Annotated in this window: 11 protein-coding genes; all 11 read right to left on the reverse strand. The window is 72.9% G+C overall.

Going from position 1 to position 20,099, the window contains the following annotated elements; translation table 11 throughout:
- Window positions 1–102 precede the first annotated feature (102 nt).
- Window positions 103–2,094: an acetate--CoA ligase gene (acs, locus tag NBZ83_RS05690; RefSeq protein WP_261574473.1), complete on the reverse strand. Its 1,992-nt coding sequence runs from the start codon at window positions 2,092–2,094 to the stop codon at window positions 103–105.
- Between the two features lie 74 nt (window positions 2,095–2,168).
- Entirely contained in the window at window positions 2,169–3,014 is an 846-nt protein-coding gene (locus NBZ83_RS05695; protein ID WP_261568434.1) for an HAD family hydrolase, read from the reverse strand.
- Window positions 3,011–4,261, reverse strand: coding sequence for a cysteine protease StiP family protein (locus NBZ83_RS05700; protein WP_261574474.1), 1,251 nt, complete (start codon window positions 4,259–4,261; stop codon window positions 3,011–3,013). The genes NBZ83_RS05695 and NBZ83_RS05700 overlap by 4 nt, the downstream gene beginning before the upstream one ends.
- Entirely contained in the window at window positions 4,258–5,721 is a 1,464-nt protein-coding gene (locus tag NBZ83_RS05705; RefSeq protein ID WP_261574475.1) for a phosphoribosyltransferase family protein, read from the reverse strand. Before NBZ83_RS05705 ends, NBZ83_RS05700 begins: the two co-directional genes overlap by 4 nt.
- Window positions 5,718–6,926, reverse strand: coding sequence for an HpcH/HpaI aldolase/citrate lyase family protein (locus NBZ83_RS05710; protein ID WP_261568437.1), 1,209 nt, complete (start codon window positions 6,924–6,926; stop codon window positions 5,718–5,720). The genes NBZ83_RS05705 and NBZ83_RS05710 overlap by 4 nt, the downstream gene beginning before the upstream one ends.
- A 360-nt stretch (window positions 6,927–7,286) precedes the next feature.
- Complete coding sequence (locus NBZ83_RS05715; protein WP_308203346.1) at window positions 7,287–9,011, reverse strand: glycosyl hydrolase; 1,725 nt, start codon at window positions 9,009–9,011, stop codon at window positions 7,287–7,289.
- Window positions 9,012–9,653: 642 nt separating this feature from the next.
- A complete protein-coding gene (locus NBZ83_RS05720; protein ID WP_261568439.1) occupies window positions 9,654–13,382 on the reverse strand; it encodes a zinc ribbon domain-containing protein in 3,729 nt (1,242 codons plus the stop codon).
- A 373-nt stretch (window positions 13,383–13,755) separates the two neighbouring features.
- On the reverse strand, window positions 13,756–15,426 hold the full coding sequence (locus tag NBZ83_RS05725; RefSeq protein ID WP_261568440.1) for an Hsp70 family protein: 1,671 nt from the start codon (window positions 15,424–15,426) through the stop codon (window positions 13,756–13,758).
- A 52-nt stretch (window positions 15,427–15,478) separates the two neighbouring features.
- Entirely contained in the window at window positions 15,479–17,155 is a 1,677-nt protein-coding gene (locus tag NBZ83_RS05730) for a hypothetical protein (RefSeq protein ID WP_261574476.1), read from the reverse strand.
- A 781-nt stretch (window positions 17,156–17,936) separates the two neighbouring features.
- Window positions 17,937–18,617, reverse strand: coding sequence for a TerD family protein (locus NBZ83_RS05735; protein WP_261568442.1), 681 nt, complete (start codon window positions 18,615–18,617; stop codon window positions 17,937–17,939).
- 211 nt (window positions 18,618–18,828) lie between these two features.
- Complete coding sequence (locus NBZ83_RS05740) at window positions 18,829–20,016, reverse strand: DUF475 domain-containing protein (protein WP_261568443.1); 1,188 nt, start codon at window positions 20,014–20,016, stop codon at window positions 18,829–18,831.
- Window positions 20,017–20,099 lie beyond the last annotated feature (83 nt).

The raw sequence follows: 20,099 nt of genomic DNA on the forward strand, positions 1-20,099 counted from the left end.
CCGGGTTCGACCTGCGGGTTACGTTCTCCGCACAACTCACCGCCCGGCCGAACTATCAGCCGAAATCCGCCGCGGTCGCGGTCCCGGGACGAGCCGGTCCTACTACTCCTCGTCGGGCGCGGCGGCCACCTTCGCGGCAAGGGCGGACATGACCGCGGGATCCCGCAGAGTCGTGACGTCACCGAGCTCCCGGCCTTCGGCGACATCCCGCAGCAACCGACGCATGATCTTGCCGGAGCGGGTCTTCGGCAGGTCGTCGGCCCAGACGATCCGCCGCGGCCGGGCCAGCTTGCCGATGCGCCGGGCGACATGCTCGCGCAGCTCGGCCTCGACTGCGGAGTCGCCGACCCGTTCCCCCGCCAGCGTCACGAACGCGACGATCGCCTGGCCGGTCTGCTCGTCGGCCTGCGCGACGACGGCGGCCTCGGCGACGGCCTCGTGCGCGACGATCGCCGACTCCACCTCGGCGGTGGACAGGCGGTGCCCGGAGACGTTGATGACGTCGTCGATCCGGCCGATGATCCAGAAGTAGCCGTCGGCGTCGAGCCGGGCCGCGTCCCCGACCACGTAGGTCGTCGGGCCGAAGCGGGAGAAGTACGTTTCGACGAAGCGCTCGTCGTCCTTGTACAGGGTGCGCAGCATCGACGGCCATGGCTGCGTGATCACCAGGATGCCCGTTCCCTCCGTGACGGGCCGGCCGTCCTCGCCCAGCAGCGCCGGGCTGATTCCGGGCAGTGGCTTCGTCGCCGACCCCGGCTTGGTCGCGGTGGCCCCCGCCAGCGGCGCGATGAGCACCGACCCGGTCTCGGTCTGCCACCAGGTGTCGACGATCGGGCAGCGCCCACCCCCGATCACCAGGTGGTACCACAGCCACGCCTTCGGGTTGATCGGCTCGCCGACCGTGCCGAGCACCCGCAGCGAGGACAGGTCGTGGCGGGCGGGATACTGCGCGCCCCACTTGATACAGGTGCGGATCGCCGTCGGCGCCGTGTAGAAGACGGTGACCTTGTACTCCTCGACGATCCGCCACCAGATGTCATGGTCGGGATAGTCCGGGGCACCCTCGAACATCACGCTGGTCACGCCGTTGGACAGCGGTCCGTACACGATGTAGGAATGCCCGGTGATCCAGCCGACGTCGGCGGAGCACCAGTAGACGTCCGTCGCCGGGTCGAGGTCGAACACCGTCCGCAGGGTGTAGGTGGCGCCGAGCAGGTAGCCCGCGGTGGTGTGCAGGATGCCCTTCGGCTTCGCCGTCGACCCGGAGCTGTACAGGATGAACAGCGGATGCTCCGCCGGCAGCGGGACCGCCGGGCACACCGGGTCGGCGGCGGCGAGCAGCTCGTCGTACCAGACGTCGCGCCCGGCGGTCATCGGTACCGGCGCGGCGTTCTCCCCCGGGCCGCGGACCACCACGATGTGCTTCAACGCGGGCAGGTCGCCGAACTCGGCGTCGACGGCGGCCTTCACCGGCGCCCGCCGGCCCTTGCGCCGCGCCCCGTCGACGGTGATGAGGACCTTGGCGTCGGAGACCTCCATCCGCTCCCGGACCGCGGACGGGGCGAAACCACCGAAGACCACGTTGTGGACCGCGCCGATCCGGGCGCACGCCAGCATCGCGGCGGCCACCTCGGGAATCATCGGCAGGAAGATGCCGACGACGTCCCCGGCGCGCACGCCGAGCGAAAGCAGCCCGTTCGCCAGCCGCTGGGTCTCGGCCAGCAGGTCGGCGTAGGTGACCTCGCGCTGCTCGCCCTCCTCGCCGCGCCAGTGGAACGCGACCCGCTCGCCCAGGCCGGCCTCGACGTGGCGGTCCAGGCAGTTGGCCGACAGGTTCAGCTCGCCGTCGGCGAACCAGGTGTAGAAGGGCGGGTTCGTGTCGTCGAGCACCTGGGTGAACGGCTTGTCCCACCTCAGCAGCTCGCGGGCCGCGGCGGCCCAGAACGCCTGCGGGTCCGCCTCGGCCGCGGCCCGGTCGGCGTCCACGGGGCGGCGCCGGGTGAACCCCGCCGGTGGATCGAAGCTCTCTACCGACAACAGGCCCTCTAGCGTCGCATCCAGATCGGTCACGGCGCTCACGCCCGTATCGGTCACGGTTCCTCCTGGACGAAACGGTGCGCGGTGGGACACCTACCCAGTGTACCACGAAGACCGGTCGCCGCCTAGGATCACGCCGGGGCGGCGGAAGCCTGATCGGGCCGGTCCGCACGCACCCGGTCCAGCAGCGCCGCCAGCACCTGTTCGCCCGCGAGCGCGCCCGCGCCGGCGGTGACGGCGACGTTCGGCGCCGACCAGCCGAGTTCGTGCAGCTCGCCGTGGGCGGGCCGGACGGCGGCGTCGGCCGCCAGCAGCATCGGGATGTCCAGGACCGAGTCCCCGGCGGCCAGCAGCGTCGCCGTCCCGGCCCGGCGGACCACCTCGTCGACGGCTCGCTGCTTGGTCAGCATCGTCGGTACCAGATACACCTTGCGGCCCTGCGCCGACACCGACCAGCCGCCCACGCGGGCCGCCGCGATGACGCCGGCCAGGTCCGGGATGGCGGGCCGGTCGTGGGCGACGAGGTAGACGAACAGGTCGTCGGCGGCGCGGACCGTCCGGGCCCAGCCGCCGGCGGCGAACCGTTCGGCGAGCGCCAGCATCTCGGCCAGCGGCGCGCAGGCGGCGGCCAGCTGCGCCGCGATCCCGGCCGCCCATGCCGGGTCGGGGACGCCGTCGACGAGCAGGTGCCCGCCGTTGGCCGCGATCGCGTACCGCGGCCGGATCCCGAGATCCACCCGGCGGTACTGGGCGAGCGTGCGGGTGGTGACGGGGACGACGACGGCCCGGCGGTGCAGCTCGGCCAGCAGCGCGAGCTCCCGAGCCGTCGCGAAGGACAGCGGGGCGCCGTCGAGCCGCTCGACCTCGACCAGCTCGGGCTCGGCGGTGCCGGCCGGCAGCAGCATCGAGCGTCGGGAGAAGATCAGCGTCTTGTCCAGGTCGAGGGCCACCAGGTGGCTGCCCCTCTCCGCCGTCACGAAGCGTCCGAGATGTTCGGAACGATCGGGACATCCTGAACACCCGGAACATCCGGGAGATCCGGGACGTCCGGGCGCCAGCGCGCGTTCGGCGTGTGGAACACCGGCGCCGCGCCGACCGGACGCACCAGCCCGACGCACGAGAACGGCAGGTCGGTCATCTCCTCGACCGGGACGCCGCGGTCGGCGGCAAGCGCCAGGACGTGCCCCAGCTCGTCGACGCGGTCCGGGTCGACGAGGATGCGCCACGGCACGCGGCGCAGCAGCACCCGGGTGGTCTCGCCGACCCCCGGCTTCACCATGATCACATCCGGGATGTCGTAGGCGGCGGCGATCCGCTCCACCGCCGCCCAGCCGGCCCAGGTCGGCCGCCGGTCGGCCCCCCACAGCCGCGGCCAGGTCTCGGCGACCTCGTCCGCGACCGCGTCGAACTGCGCGACGACCGTGGAGATGAAGTGCCGGGACAGGTCGTACGGCGCGAGCTCGCCGTAGAACTTCGCACCGTGGAAGTCGGCCGGGCCGATGTGCTCGGCGTTGAGGACGGTCCGGCTGACCAGCCCGCTGACCGTGGAGTTCAGGCAGGCGCTCGGGATGAGGAAGTCGTCGCGGGTGCCGTACAGCGGCACGCAGCGCGCCGGGTCGGCGAGCACGGCGAGGGTGTCGTCGAGCCCGAGGCCCGCGACCGCGTCGCTGAGCACCCGCGTCATCACCCCCTTGCCGGTCCAGCCGTCGACGAACTGCATCGCCCCGCGGTCGAACCGGTCGGTCAGGTAGCGCACGGCGTTCATGTCCATCCCGCGATCCTTGATCACGGAAATGGCGTGGTGGGGGGTGTCCAGGCCGTGTCGCCAGCCGTACCAGCGACGCATCAGGATCCCGACCGGCGTCCCGGCCCGGGCGATCGAGACCAGGACCGGCTCGGGCTTCGAGACCCGCACGAGCTCGGCGACGAGCCCCGTGGCCAGCGCCACCCGCCGGGCCGAGCGCTCCAGCGCCTGGTGGTAGAGACGCAGGTAACCGGCGTCGGGCTGGTACTCGACGGGCAGATCCTCGGAGTAGTGCCGGCCGGCCTGCATCGCCTCCTCGCGGTCCTCGGTGGGCCGTTCGAGGTCGACGGCGCTCAGATCGGTGAGCAGGAAAGTCACGTCGGCCGGGTCGTACGAGCCCGAGCCAATCGTCCCCGCGGGCACGCGGTCGCCCGCCTGCCCGGCCACCGGGGTCGCCGGGCCAGAACCGGAGGCGCTCATCGGGTCCGCTCCGGCAGGGTCCGCTCCGGCAGGTCCAGCGCGGCGGCGGCGTCCGGTGGCGGTCCGGCGGGTCGGGGGGCCGGTCGGTAGGCGGGCAGGGTGAGCACGGCGACCGGGGCGCAGCGGCGCAGCTCGCCGACGAGCCCCGCCGGGTCCGCGACCGCGGCGGGCGATGCCGCGTCCGCGCCCGAGTCGACGATCAGGACGATGTCGTCGTAGACGCCGGGACGGACGTTGTAGACGTGGCTGACCCGGCTCGGGTCGTCCGGCGCCGGGAAGGTGAGCGCCGCCCGGATGGCGTAGCCCTCGACGTCGACGGGATGGACCGGCGAGCGGGTCGTCGACTGGTAACGGACCTCGCCGGAGCCGGCGGCGGCGGCGAGCGTGTCCGCGATCCGCATCGGGGTGTACATCAGTTCCTCCGTCCCCAGAACGAGTGTGCGGCCGCCCGGTCGAGTCAGCGCTGCGCGCACGGCGGCGGCGACCGGCGTCAGGACGTCGTCGAGCCGGCGTCGGTGGGCCGGTGACCAGCCGTACCGGCCGCCTTCGGGCAGGTCCGCCGGCCAGTCGGCGGTCAGCCACCGGACCGGATGGCCGGCCTCAGCCGGTCGGGGTTTCTCGGCGGGCGGCGGCTTCTCCGCGGGCGGGGACTTCTCGGCAGGCGGCACGGACGCGGAGAAGCGGGCGCGGATACTCGCCGCCCGGTCGGCGATCTCGGGCGGCACCGTGACGGTGGCCGCGATCAGGGCGACAACGTCGATCCGGACGCCAAGTTCGGCGGCGAGGTCGGCGAACGCGGTGCGCGCGGCGGCCGGGCGGGCGTCGACGAGGGTCGCCACCACGTAGCGCGAGCGGGGAACGTGAGCGTGCAGGATGCGGATGGTGCCGAGGGCGGTCCGTCCGGTGGACAGTTCGTCGTCGACCAGCACGATCGGCTCGCCGCCGTGCAGGACCGCCGGATTCTGTGGGACCAGCCAGTGGTGGGAGGCGTGCGAGTGCGACTCGGTGAACTCCAGCACCGGCGGCACCCCGAGCAGGTCCCGCCGAGTGGTGTGCAGGTAATGGCTGCCCACCAGCCCGTCGGCGACGGCATGGCCAAGCGCCGTCGCCGTCTCGCAGTAACCGATGACGAGCGGCCCTGTCCGGGCACCGTCGCCGGCTCCGTCGCCGGCTCCGTCGCCGGCTCCGTCGCGGGTGGGGAAGCCGGGTAGGGCCCGGACCTGGGCCGCGAGGTCCGCTCCGGCGGCCAGGCCCGCGCCCGGCGGGACCGGCAGGTGCTTGCCGAGCACCCGGCTGACCAGCAGGTGAGCCCGGCGTGGGTTGCGCCGCAGGGCCAGCCCCACCAGCGCGTCCAGGCCACCGCCGCGCACGTCCGCGCTCACCTCGACGGCGAGCCCCAGCTCCGCCCACAGCCAGCCCGGGTCCGCGGGCACCGGTGTCGTCGTCGTGGACGTGGTCATCGGGCGGTCTCCGCTCGGCCGTGACCGCGGGTCGCCGCCAGCACCTCGACGAAGGTGTCGCCCTCGCGTAGGACCCCGAACGCCCTGGCCCGGCGCAGCACCGCCTCGGCCCAGGCTCGGTGCGGGCGCAGCTCGTTCATCTTGTTCGCGTAGCTGCTCGCACGGACCCCGCCGGCGTCCCCGGCGAGGATCGCCTCGGCGTCGGTGAACTCCTCCTGGCTGACGACGTGCAGCGCGTGCACGGCCGGGATGTGGCTGGGATGGATCACAGTCTTGCCGATCAGCCCGTTGGCCCGGTCCAGGACGACCTCCCGAATCAGGCGGTCGAGGTCGGCCGAGACCAGTGCACTGCGCATCCGGATCGCCTTCTGACTGCCGTCGGCCAGGTCGGCCTGCGCGAACGGGGTCACCCGCAGCGAGCTGACGAACAACCGCTCCGGCTGGGCGAAGTACTCCCACACCGGGCCGGTGACGATGTGGTCGCCGCCGCGGGCGCAGATGTTCACGATGTCGGCGATGCAGTCGCGGACCACGGCGATGTCGTAGATCGTCAGGTCGCGGCCGCGGCGCAACCCGAACAGCCCGCACAGGTCGGTGGCGCCGAGCCGGATCGCGAGCACCTGCTCAGCGTGCTTGTCGACCAGTCGCCGCACGGCCGTGAGCGCCTCGACGCGGGTCTCCCGATTGATCACCGGAGGGCTTTCGAGCACCGGCATGGCCCACAGCGGCCGGCCGATGATGTCGGACACCCGCAGCACCGCCTCCAGCGCCGCCTCGCCGCCCTCCTCGGCGAACTTGGGCAGGACGAAGCCCGCCAGGCAGCGTGCACCGGCCGCGCCGAGTCGCGCGATCAGGTCGGGGATCTGCCCGACGGCGCGCACCCGGACGAACAACAGCGGCATGCCGTCGCCGGAGCGCGGCGGATCGTCGGCGAGCGAGCGCAGCGCCGCGACGACGTTGGCCTCGGCTGCGGCCACCTCCGTGTCGGCAATCGAATCCTCGAGGCAGAGCACCATCGAGTTCGCCCCGGCCGCGGTCTGCCGGCGCACGTCGGATGCCAGCTGAGGCCGCGTGCCCGGTGCATACAGCGTCGCACCGAGCGCGGTGGCCAGCAGCCGGCGGTCCCCGTCGACGGCGATCTCCTCCGGCGGCCGGTAAAACAGGGCCTCGATCGTCTCCGTGTCGAGGAAGGCGAAGTGGCGCAAGCGACGTTCCCCTCGTCCAAGGCGGCGGCGTCGCTCGACCAAGGTCCCCGGTTCGGTATGCGCCGCGGCCGGACCGGCAAGATCGTCAAACGTCGCCTTTCGGGTGACGGTACCTGCCCGGGGGCAGCTGACGACAGGCAACGACAATCGTCAGCCAGCCGACATTCGGCCGTCACCCTGAGGTCATCGACGATCAGCCGACCTGCGACCGAGCCCCCGGCACCGGGCACCGGGCAGCGCGGACCGGGTGCGTCCCGCGGGTCCCGGTCACGGACGGCACCGAAGCAACGACGCCGGGCCGGGACGGATCTCTCCGCCCCGGCCCGGCGACCTGCCGCTGGCCCGCCCTCCGGCGCCCGGTCAGCTCGATCCGGTACCGAACAGCTTCTTGTACTCGGCGGCGGCCTTCGGGTTCTGCCCGCCGTTCGTGATCGTCGAGCAGACGTTCCCGGGAGTGGGATCGCTGAAGTAGGCGTCGTAGCCCATCACGTCGCCGGCCGCCTTGAACGTCTCGAACATCTTCTGGATGTAGAACGGGTTGTCGCCGCCGCCGTCACCGCTACAGGAGGCCACGCCCCACTCGCCGACCCCGACCTTCTTGCCGTGCTCCCGGGCGAACCGGATCACATAGCACAGGCCGTTGACGTCCTCGCACTGCTTGTTCCACGTCGCGTCGTCCTTCGACGGCGGGAAGTGGTCGTAGGCGTCGATGCCGACGTAGTCGACGTACTCATCACCGGGGTAGGCGCCCCACGGGCTGTTACCGGTGGGCACCGGGGAGTTGTGCGCGTTGAACGTCCAGTCGATCTTCACCTGCGAGTCGGTGGACTTGATGGCCGCCGCGATCTTCTGGAAGCAGGTGCGGAACGTCGCCGGGTCGGCGTCGGTGTGCCAGTACATGAACGTGCCGTTGAACTCCCAGCCGATCCGGACGATGGAGTCGGCCCGGCCGTGTTCGACCAGGAAGCTGCCCAGCTTCTTCCACTCCGAGTCGTACTCACCGCGGGCGCAGGATGCGTTGTTGCCCTGCCCCTTGGGGTAGGTGGGCTGGCTGATCAGCAGCTTGCCGGCGAACCCCTTGAACAGGTCGACCGGCCAGCTCGGCTGCACGAGCCCCCCCCAACCCGAGGTGCGGTCGGTGTAGACGTGAACGAGGTCGTTGGGCCGCCCCCGCCAGTTGCCGAAATCCGTGAGCTGCGCGACCTGGTGCGACTGGAAGCCGGATAGCCAGGGCAGGCCCGACTTGGCCCCCCCGGCGTCGATGTCCTGCGCGCCGCCGGCCGCCGGGGCGGAGGTGGCGGTCGTGGCGGTCGGGCCGGCGGGCGGAACCGCCGGCAGCCCGGTGGCCGACGGCGAGGCGGCCGGCACGGTGGCGGACGGCGAGGCGGAGCCGAATGGCCGGTGGCCGCCGTTACCCGCAGCCGCGGACGATGCGGGGCTGGGTAGCGGGCCGGGCGACGCGGTGACGCCGACGGTGGGCGACGGCTGCGGCGAGGTGCCTGGCGTCGGCGACCCCGCGGCGGCCGGGCTCGGCGACACGGTCGACGGTGTGGCACCGGCGGTACCGGTGGTGGCGTCGGAGCGCTGCACGGGCAGGTCGGGCAGTGCCGGCGCGGTCTTGAACTCCTGCGCGGCCGCCTCGGGACCGGTCACGTCGAGCGCGCCGACGGCGGCGGCGGCGGCGCCCTGGGTCGCCTTGACGTTGACCGTGCCCTTGAAGTCCGCCGGGACCCGGAAGCCCAGGATGAAACGGCCGTCGCCATCCGTCTTGGTCAGCGCACTGGCGCCCAGGCTGGTGGTCTCGGCGGCGACGGTGACGTCGTCGCCGGCGGCGAAGTCACGCCCGCCGACGAGCACGATGTCCTCGTCGAACAGGACCAGCGCGATCCGGCTGCTGGTCTGCGGGGTCATCGTGGAGATCGGGACCCCGGGCTGGGCGGCGGTGCTTGCGGGCTCGGTCGAGGCCGTCGGGGTGGCGCTCGGCGAGGCCGCACTCGGCAACGTCGGGGACGGCTGGGAGCTCGGCGTCTCCCCCGCGGCCTGCGCCAGCGGGGTGACTGCCTGCAGCAGCCCGAGGACGAACACCGAGACCAAGCCCAGCCGGGCGCCGGTTCGAACCGGCCGGCGGGCCCGGCGACGACCGGGGCCGGATCGGCCGGGTGCGCCACGAGGTCGATGGGACAGGGAGACCGAACGGCCGACCGGAGGGGACGGTCGGCGACGAGAGGTCGAGACCATGCTCGCGCGCTGCCTTTCGGAGTTGGCGTGAGACGCACCTGCCGAGCGCACCGCACACCGACAACGGAGCATGGTCGGATCACGACCGTTGATGGAACGTCCCCTCCGAGCGGCCGCTTACGCGACCACCCAGCGCGCCACCAGAGCTCGACGACACCGCGGCGGGTGCGTCGACCGGGCTGCCACTGCGGCCCGTCCGTGATGCCGACCGCCTCCAACCTCGGAGTCAGGACGGTTCGACAGGTGCTCCGACCAGGTGTCGAACACCCACCTGACCGGTGCTGGAACTACGTGTGATGGACCCAATCGTAAGGGGCACACCGCCTGCAAGGAACAGCACTAGGACGAATACTTTCCGTAGTAGTGCCATCATTGCAGATCTGGCGTGATATCTCCGCCCGGCGGCCACCGAAAGACAACTGTTAATCAAACCGCAGCATGGAGAGACTCAATCCGGCCGAACGGATCGAGCCGAACGGATCGAGCCGATCAGCGGACGACCAGATCCTCGTCGTCCGGATGCGTGACCGTCCAGCCGGTGGGATGCATCAGGACCGGCAACAGCCGGACACCCCACGGCAGCTGCGCCCCGTCCAGGGTGACGTCGATGGTGCGGGTGACGGCCTGATCGACGGCGGCCAGCCGGGACAGCTCATGGGCCTCCGCGGCCGCCCGCGGCGGCGTTGTGCCCGGCCGCGCGAACAGGATCAGCTCGCCGGCCGGGCCGGAGGTATGCACCTGGACCCGCAGGGTCCGCCGCCGCCACCCGGAGCGGCTCACGGTGTAGGTGACCGTCGGCTGGATCAGCGGGACGGGATGCGGCGCAGGCGGCATCGGCCCGGTCAGCGCATCGTCGGCCCCGGCCCCCTGGGCACCGGTCGGGGTCGGGGTCGCGCTCCCAGGAACGACCGGGCCGGGTGTGCTGGGCGCGAACCGCGTCTGCCACGCCTGCGCCGGGCCGCCCGCGACCGGTTCGCCGGCACCTGCCGGCGGGAGCAGGGGCACCGGCAGGACACCGAACGGGTTCGTGGGTGGGTGCTCCCCATGCGCGGGCCCCCGGGCACCGCCTGGCTGGTGGCCCGCCATCGGTTGGCGGGCGCCGACCGGCACGGGCAGCAGGACGGCGCCGGTGCGCGGCTGGGCCGGGCCTCCCAGCGGATGCGCGGCGGTGATCGGATCCGAGCCGGACGCATCGGGCCCGGCGGCAGGCCGCCCCGCGAACGGACCACCGGGGATGCCTTCGGGCCCGCCCCCCAGTCTGCCGACGAGGTGACCGCCGGTGGCGGGTCCGGACGAGGTGGGAGGCGGCGGGTCGCTGCGGGTCGCGGGCCGGGCCAGCACCGCCACTCCGGCGGTCGCGACGCGGGCGATCCCGCCCGCCCGGTACATCGGATAGGCGGCCACGTGGTAGGCCCAACCGTCCGCCGGGGCAGCGAGATGCCAGCCGCCCTTGATCTCCAGGCTGGTGTTGGTGACCTTGGCTCTGGCGGCGTAGGGATCGTCCGGGCCGGTGGGCGTGCGGTCCCGCCGCCAGAGCACCCGCGCCTCGGTCACCCCGGGTGGCATCTGGAAGGACAGCACGATCGACTCGCCGCGGTCGTCGGCGCGTAGGTCGCGCACGGGCTCGATCACCACGTGCCGCACGGCCCGGCCGACGACAGCCGTCTCGCCGTGCACCGTCACCGGGGTGTAGATCACCTCGCCGACCGGGGCGGACTCCGCAGCCTGTCCCGTGCGGCTCGCACCGACCAGGCGGACCGGTCCGGTGATGGCGGCAAGCTGGACGTCGTCGCCCTCGGCGCCGAGCCCGCCGACGAACAGCGGGCCGGAACCGTGCAGCGGCAGCGGACCCGAGCCGGCACCGGGCAGCGGTAACGGACCCGAACCCGGCCCGAACCGCGGCCCGGTGCCGCCCGGTTCGACGCCGGCACCGCCGGGCGCCGGCGTCGCGTAGATCCGCACCTCCCAGCCGGGCGGCGGCGTCCAGCGCAGCGTGGTGCGCCCGCTGGTGGTGACCGCGGCGAGATCCTGCACCGGCCTCGGGCGGGCGGTCACCTCGACCTCGGCCTCGGCGCCGGGCGTGCGGACGGGATGCCCGGCCGCGTCGTGGTACTCGACGAAGACGTGGTAGCGGTACGTCGCGCCGACGACGACGTCCGTGTCATGGAAGACGCCGCCGGTGACCCGGGCCCGCCGGGGCGGCTGGCTGACCGGCGAGCCGGGCGCGGCGATCCGCTCGACCGTGACCACCGACAGGGCCCCGTCGAGCCGCCAGTTCAGCCGGATCCCGGCGGCGGTCCGCTCGGCGCGCAGCTCGGCGAGGTCACGGGTGCAGACCACGGGCTGCGTGGCGACCGGCTCGGAGCGGCGCTCGCCGCAGATCGCGGTGACCTCGTGGCGCACCGGCGTCCACGCCGGTGCGCCGGCGTCGTAGAGCTCGGTGGACCGGGTGGTGCCCAGGCTGCGCCGGCCCAGCGTCGCCGCGGCGCCCTCGACGAGCACGACGCGCTCCACCCGGTAGGAGACGGGCCCACCGACCGACGGCGACGCCCGCCAGCGCAGCTGTACCGAGCCGTCGGGGCCGGCGACCGCGACGAGGTCCGACGGCGACGACAGCGGCAGCGCCGCCAACGCCGCCAACGCCTCCCGGTTGTCCGCGGCGGTGGCGAGGACCGCGGCCAGGGCGGCCTCCTGAGCCTCGCGCGGCAGCGCCCGCGCGGCCTGCACCCGCCGGCGGATCACCGCCTGGGCGGCGATGAGCTCGGCCAGCACCTCGGCCGGGCCGCGGCCGTCCGGCCCGGGCACGTCCGCTGCCTGCGCGGCGAGCCAGCGGGCGTCGTCGAGGGCGGCGTCGGCCCGGCTGGCCGCGCGGGCCTCGGACAGGGCCCGCCAGCCGGCGTCGGCCGCGCCGAGCGCCGCGGAGACCCGGGCGCCGAGCTCCTCAGCGGCGCCGGCGACCGGACCGCCGACGGCGACCAGCACCGGATGCGCGGCGGCGAGCAGGTCGCCGGCCTCGCGGGGCCGCCCGCCCTCCAGCGCGCGGCGCACGGCGGCCAGTGCCTCCGCCGCCTCTCGAGCCTGGCGCAGGCTGTGCCCGCAGTGTCGGCAGACCACCGCGGCGGCCTCGGTCATCGAGCCGCAGGACGGGCAGGTCGCGTAGAGGTCGGTGTCGCAGTACCGGCAGTGCCGGGCGGCGCCGGCCGCCTCCGGGCGCCCGCAGCCGGGGCAGACGACGTAGTCGACGACCCCGCCGACGTTGACCGCGGCGCCGAGCTTGCGCGCCACCCCGAGAACCACGGACTTCGCCTGCGCCGCGGTGAGACCGCGCCCGGTGGCCAGCGCCGCGCGGACGAGACCTTCGAAGGCGACGGCGGTGAGCTCGCCGTCGAGGACGACGTGTTCCTCCACCGCGGGACGCAGCTCGTCGGCCGCGTCCGCCATCAGGCCGACCGTGTAGGCGGCCGGGTCGCCCTCGACGAGCCGGGTCGAGACGAGGGCCAGCAGGTCTGCGGTGACCGTCTTCTCCCGGTCGTGCGGACGGCGGCTGTTGGCAGCCGCCACCGCGGCGTAGGCGGCGGCGAGCCGTTGCGGCGAGGCGTCGGGGGCGAGCCCGAGGAACGCCCACAGCGACGCGCTGGAAACCCGGTCCCCGCCACGCAGGGCGCGCAGTTCGGTGAGCCGCTCGGCGATCTGGCGGCGGACCTCGGGCGGCAGTGGCTCCACCCCGCCGCCGACGCCGTCCACGATGATCTGCTCCCGGCTGAGCCGGGCGTCGAACTCCTCGACGGTGACCCCGGCGGCGGCGGCGAGCCGGCGCAGTCCGTCGACGCGGGAGGCGGGAATGCCGCCGAAGCGATCCCGGACGGTGGCGAGGTAGCCGTCGACCTTGGCCAGCCGCTCCGCGTCACCGCTGCGCCGGGCGGCGAGGACGTGTACGCGGACCCGCTCGCGGGACTCCGCGTCGCGCAGCGGCTCCTCCCACTCCCCCCGGCGGCGTACCAGCTCGGTGGCGAGCGTGGCGTACTTGGCCGAGTTGCGCTCCCGCTGTAGGAAGGCGAGAACCCGGACAAGATGGGCCCCGATGTCGGAGTCGGTGTACGGGACGGTGGGGTCGAGACCGGCGATGAGAAAAGGGTCGGCGGTGTCCAGGAAGGAGCCCGCCCGCAGCGGTGCGAGCACCCGCTGGCGGTAGCCGCTGCCATCGAACGCCGCGCTCAAGGATCCACCTTCGTCCCACGTGACCGCCGTGCCCGTCGAACAGACCGGCAACCGGCCCGTCTTCGGGCGCCGAACGTGGGGCGGCAGTTTACCGCCCTACATCCGGCAGGCCCCACATCCGAGAGTACGAAGCGGCGCCCCGCCCCGGGTCCCGGACGCCGCAGACGCCCAGCCTGATCCTTGTGGATCAGGGGCCGGTATCACCGTCTGGCGGCGATTCCCGACCCTGGCCGTGCGTCCCGGCTGACCCTACCGATTACCGGGCCGACACCCGGAAGCGCCTGCGTACGTGGGAAATTGGCAGCTCATAACACTTCTCGAGCGGGTTTTTCCTGGGCCGTGGGAGAAGTCCCTGGTCGCGGGATCGACCGGCTCAGTCCCGCTGCTTGAGCAGGCTGACCTTCGCCGACTCGATCGCGCGCATCTCCTCCGAACCGACCCCGGCACGCACCTGCAGAACCAGCGCGGTGGCGGCACCCTCGTGCGCCGCGGTAACCCGAATTGTCTGGTCCCCCGCCATCGAGAAGGTGACCTCGACCGGCGTGCCGCGCTGGTGACCCGGCGGAATCCCGGAGATCGCCCCGGCGACAATCACCTTGTTGTCGTCGATCTCCGTGGACTCGGCGGTCGTGCCCTGCTCGAAGACCCGGATGTCGACCTCGGCCTGATCGTCGGTCACGGTGTAGAAGGTGCGGGTGACCGAGATCGGCAGCGCGTCGTTCTGGTGAGCGAGGAAGGCCGCGACCGGCACGCCGCGGTCCTCCGCGAAGATCCCGAAGCCGCGCGAGGTGACGTTCGTGACCTTGGTGCGGACGAGGTCGACCACCGATGCGGTCGCGAGCCCCGCGGCGCCGGCGCTGGCCGCCGCCGCCTTCTCCACCGCGGCGTCGTCGGCCGCGGTGAGGTCCTGATCGGGCCGCAGCGCCCCGCTGGCCACCAGATCCGAGTGGACCTCGCGTTCGAGCGCCTTCTTCTGCCCGTACACGGCGGCGCCCTTGGCCACCGCCAGGTCCGGGTCGACGAGCCGGGACGTGAGCCCGAAGGACTCCCCCAGCCGGCGGGCGACCGCCGGGGTCTTGCTCATGCCGCCGACCAGCAGGCACAGATCGATCTTCTCGACGCCCTTCTCCCGAGCCCGTTCCAGTACGGAACCGGTCAGATCCAGGGTGCGTCGCAACAGCGGCCCGGTGATCTCCTCAAACGTCGCCCGGGTCACCGGCACACTCACCCGCCTGCCCTTGTGGACGACGAGGACATCGACGTTGTCCCGCCCGGACAGCGCGAGCTTGGCGTCCTCGGCCGCGGTGAGCAGCTCCTGCTCGTCGTAGACGTCGTCGAGGGGGTCGCCCGCGTCGGGCTGCGCCTCGGTGAACTTCTGCGCCAGATATCGGACGAGCTCGTTGTCCCAGTCCGCACCGCCGAGCTCGTGGTCGCCGTCGGTGGCCACCACCGTGATCGCACCCTCGCTGAGCCGGATGACCGTGGTGTCGAACGTGCCGCCGCCGAGGTCGTAGACCAGGACGGTCGACTCCTCCGCGCCGTCCTGGCCGAAACCGTAGGCGAATGCGGCCGCCGTCGGCTCGTTGATGATGTCGACCACGTTCAGCCCGGCCAGCTCACCGGCGAGCTTGGTGGCCTTGCGCTCCTCGTCGCCGAAGTACGCCGGCACGGTGATGACCGCGTCCGTGACCGGGGTGCCGGTCGCCCGCTCCGCGTCGGCGGCGAGCGCCTTGAGCACGAGGCTCGACACCGCCGAGGCGCTGTACTCCACGTCGTGCGCGACGAAACGCCAGTCGGACGCGCCCATGTGCCGCTTGACCAGCCGCGCGACGTCGTCGGGGCGGATGCGGGCCTGCCTCTTGGCCTGGGTGCCCACCACGAAGGACGTGGTGCCCTCGCCACCGCCGTCGAACAGCACGACCGACGGCGTCGTGGGCTGCGACTCGATGTTGCGGATCACGTCTGGCCGGCCGTACTCGTCGACCTGGGCGATGCAGGAGTAGGTCGTGCCCAGGTCGATCCCGAACACCTTGGTACCCGCCACCGTCTGAACTCTTCCCTTCGCAAGTCTCGTCAGCGTTCGCCGCCACCGCGACTCAGCGCGAGCGGTAGACCTCGGTCTCCGCGGGCCGGACGACGGTCGTCTCGCCACGGACGAAGCCGGGTCGCACGGTGCGGGCGATAGTCCCGTCCCGTCCCGGATCGTCCGTGGCCACCCGCCGCAAACCCAGATGCCGCGCCGGGTCGAATGTCCCGCCCGGTACCGCCGTATAAGGCCGCACGTCCACGGCCAGGTCCAGCACCTGGAGCAGCTGCTTGCGCAGGATGCCGGCGACGCTCTGCGGATCGTCCGCCCCCAGGCTACCCATCTGATCGTGCAGCCGGATCAGGCCCCGCAGCAGCGGCGCCATCGCCTCGGTGAGCTCACCGGCGCGCAGCCGGCTGTTCTCCGCGTGCAGCCGGTCCACCAGCTCCGCGTCGTGGCGGCGCAGCCGGGCGAGCTCGTCGACCTGGCCGGCGAGTCGCTCGAGGGCCACCGCCTGGATCGCGCCGATCGACCCGGCCAGATCGCCGTCCCCCGCCGGCCCGGTGACCGGCCGCCCGCCGCGCAGGGGAGGCGGCGGCGCGGAGTCTTCCACGCGCCCCGACACCCAAAGCCTTTCGGCGGCCTCGTCGCGGCCGACGTCCTGGCCACGACCGTCTTCGCCCCCCCGACCGGCGCCCCGGTCGACTGCCACCGCCAACACCTCGTCCACATCGTCGTCGGAGCCGGAAACGGGCGAGCCCACCGGGTCGCCAAGGTGATCCGGGTCGCCAAGGTGATCCGGGTCGCCAAGGTGATCCGGGTCACTGGGATGGGACGGGCCACCGTGGCAGTCCGAATCCGCCGGATCGCCTGCGGCGTCGTATGTCGCGAGGACATCGCCCAGGGGTAGGACGTCCTCGCTCCCGGTACTCGCGTCCTCCCGGCAGCCGCCGGGCTCGGGAAGGTCGTATCGGGAATACCCGGAGTACGGGTCGTCCCCGGGGTTCGGGCCGTCCCCGGGGTTCGGGTCGGAGGTGGCGTTCTCGCCCCCGTCCCACCCGGCGGCATCGGAATACTCGCCGGGCACAGGCGGGGTACCCGTCGCCGGCGGTACCGCGAAACCGGCCGCTCGCAGCACCTCGTCGTCGACGCCGAGCGCGGTCGTCTCGGCCTCGTCGGACCTCCACACCTCGGTCGCCGGCCCGGCGCCGCCCGCCGGCCCGGCGAGCTCGGCATACCGTCCGAACTCCGCCACCATCTGGTCGTCGGGCTGCACTTCGTGCGGATACTCGCCCGAGCTGTCGCGCTCCCCCGGCGCGAGCAGGTCCGGATAGTCCAGGCGGCGGGAGTGCTCAAGTTCCTGCGGGTACGGGCGCCGGGCGCCGTCGAACCGCGGGCCGCCCGGGTCCGCCTCGGCGTCCAGGCCGACACCTCCCGTCCTTGCCTGCTCGACACGGCCGGGGTGGTCTGGATCCGCGAGGTCGGCCTCGTAGGCGAGATCTTCCTGATCCGCGCCATCCACCTGACGCCCGGGATCGGCCTGGTAGGCGGGGTCCGCTGCAGCGTGGTGGACGGATTCGGCCAGATGCTGGGGGTCAGCGGCGTAGCGCCGCGCGGCAGGCGGGTAACGCTCATCGAGGTAGCCGTCCGCCGGCTCGTCAAGCCAGCGCTGGCCGTCGTAGCCGTCGGTGCCGGGCGCCACGTCGACGGCGTCCGTACTCGTCGCCGCACCGCCGAGGGCGTCCACCGCGGAGCCGGGGCCGTCATCAGAGTGGCGGGCGTCATCAGAGTGGCGGAGGTCATCAGAGTGACGGAGGTCATCGGCGCCGCGGAGGTCATCGGCGCGGAGGGGGTCCAGGGCACCGGGACGATCGCGACCCGTGCGCGCGTACGGGTCGAGCGGCGGGGCCGCGCCGAGCGCAGGCACCCCGAATCCGCGCACCCCTGTTGGTACGGACTCGTCCCAGTGGGTGCCGGACCCGGCAGTCTCCCCCCCGCCAACCTCCTGGGACCCGCCGGAGCGGTGAGTGCGCTCGGGCGGGGCGAAATAGTCCCCCGGGCCTCGGCCGGCCGACCCCGGATTCCAGCCGCGAAGAAGGTCGTCACGCAGGGGCCCGGCGTCCCGCTCCGACCGCTCGAAAGCTGTCCGGTCCGGCACAGCTCGGTCCGGCACAGCTCGATCCGGCACAGCTCGGTCCTGGGTGGAACGATTCGGTCCTCGCCACGGCGAGTAACCACCGGCGCCGTACGGCTCCAACCCGTCCCGCGCCCCCCGTGGGTCCCGTCCCGGGTCGCCGGTGGCCGACAGCGGATCCGGCTCCAACGGGTCGGGCTCCAACGGATCCGGATCCGGATCCGAGGGACCGGGAACCTCCTCGCCCGGTGGGCCGGAGCGCGCCCCGCCGGGCGGGAACCAGCTTCCCCGGCCGCGGGGCGCGGGATCGCGGCGTGGCTGGAACATCGGGTATCGATCCTCCTCGCCGCCGGGCGGCGGGACCGGGGGGGTCATCGCGAGGTACCGGCGTGTCTCACTTACGGCCGGCGGTCCAGTCCAGCCCCCAGCCGTATGCCTGGTCGAGCTCGCGGTGGCCGCTGACGTACCGGACCTCACGGCTGACCGTGAAGTCATTGCCGGTGTTCGTCAGCAGGGCGATCGCGCACATCCGTGCGCCGCCGGCCTGCTCGTCGAGGCGTACCTCGATCGGGGCACCCTGAGCGGGCGTCAGGGTTACCACCGCGCCGGCCTGGTCGAACGAGGCCACGCCCTGGTAGATGAAGGCGAACACGAGCAGCCGGCGGATCTGGCCGATCTGCGCGAGGTTGACGTAGAGGTTCTCGCCGCCCACGGCGGCACCGGTCCGGTCGTCCGCGTCCAGATTGACGTAGGGGGGGCCGTCGAAGGAGCCGAACGCGTCGCCCAACGCCTGGACCACGCCGGAGCGGCCGTCGGCGAGCTCGAACAGCGCGGCCAGGTCCAGATCGATGCCCCCACCGGCGGCGCCGAGCACCCGCTTGAGGAAGCCGCCTTTCTGCTGCTGGCCGCCGGCCGGATTCTGGTTCCAGTTGAGGTTGACGTGTAGCCGGCCGCCGCCACCCTGCTTGCTCAGCGACACGGATGGCGCGGACTTCGTCAGCGTCACCTTGCTCAGCGAAACCGGTCCGGAGCCGGCCGGTGGTGCGCTGGGACGCTTGGAGTAATCGATGCCCATGGTCCGCTCCTTTGCGGTTGCCGGATTGGTGATCTGCAATCGGTGGACGGATACGGCCGGTGGGTGGATGGTCGCCGGCTGCGCCGATGTCGCCCCGACGATGTCACATCCGCGGTGGACCGCTCCAGACCGCGGCGCCCACGCGATGAGCGAGACGCCCGGCGGTCCGTCCGCCGTCCGCCGTCGCCGACCGCGGCTGGCCGCGGCGGTGTTACAGCGGCGTACTCACCGCCTCGCGCGGCTGACCCTGACCGCCCTCGCCCTCGTCGCCCCTGACCGGGCCGGCGGAGTCCTCGGAGTCCGCATCGGCGTGCCGGCGGCGGTGCAGGATGGACGACACCAGCGCCAGGCCGATGAAGGCCACTCCCACCAGCCCGGTGACGATCTCCGGGACCTCGGTCTCGATCGAGATGGCGAGGATGATTGCCAGCGCGCCGATGGCGTAGTGCGCGCCGTGTTCGAGGTAGATGTACTCGGACAGAGTGCCCCGGCGGACGAGGTACACGGTCAGCGACCGGATGTACATCGCGCCGATGCCCAGGCCGGTGGCGATGACGAAGATGTTCTGGGAGATCGCGAATGCGCCGACGACGCCGTCGAACGAGAACGACGCGTCGATGACCTCCAGGTAGAGGAACAGGAAGGCGGCCGCCTTGCCGGTGGCGAGCACCAGCTTCGGGGGCCCGGAGGAACGCGGGGTGCCGGCCGACTTCCCGGAGTCCCCGGCGGTCTCGGCGTCGGCGTCGTCGTCCTCCTCGGCGCCGACTCCGCGTGCCTCGAAGAACTCCCCGAGGCCACGCACCCCGAGGTAGGTGGCCAGGCCGGCGACGCCCGCGGTCAGCACCTGCTGGGTGTGGTCACCGGAGAACGCCTCGCCCACGACGAGCAGCGCGATGAGGCCGATCACGGTCGGGATCACGTCGAGCTGGCCGGCGCGCCGCAGCGGCTCCTCCAGCTTCTTGATCCACTGAATCTCCCGCTCAGTGTCGAACAGGAAGTCCAGGAACAGCATGAACAGGAAGATCCCGCCGAACGCGGCGATCGCCGGGTGCGCGTCACCGAGCTTCTCCGCATACTGCGCGCTGTCGTTGAGCGCCAGGTCGAAGACCTTGACCGGGCCGATGTGCGCGGTCAGCGCCACGATGACGATCGGGAAGAGCAGCCGCATGCCGAACACGGCGATGACGACGCCCAGCGTCAGGAAGAGCTTCTGCCAGAACGGGTTCATCCGGCGCAGGATCGTCGCGTTGATGACCGCGTTGTCGAAGGAGAGGCTGATCTCGAGCACGGCGAGGATGGCCACGATGGCCGCATCCCGCGGGCTGCCGATCACCCCCGCTCCGACCACCCCGATCGCGGTGATCGCCAACGACCACCCGAAGATCCGCAAGGCGTGCACGCCTATCAACACCTTCCCGGACCGATCGCCAGACCCCGGTCGCGCCGCGCGGGCGGATCCGCGGTCCGTCGGATCCCGCCACG

Source organism: Frankia gtarii, assembly GCF_025403375.1.
GTDB classification, from domain to species: domain Bacteria; phylum Actinomycetota; class Actinomycetes; order Frankiales; family Frankiaceae; genus Frankia; species Frankia gtarii.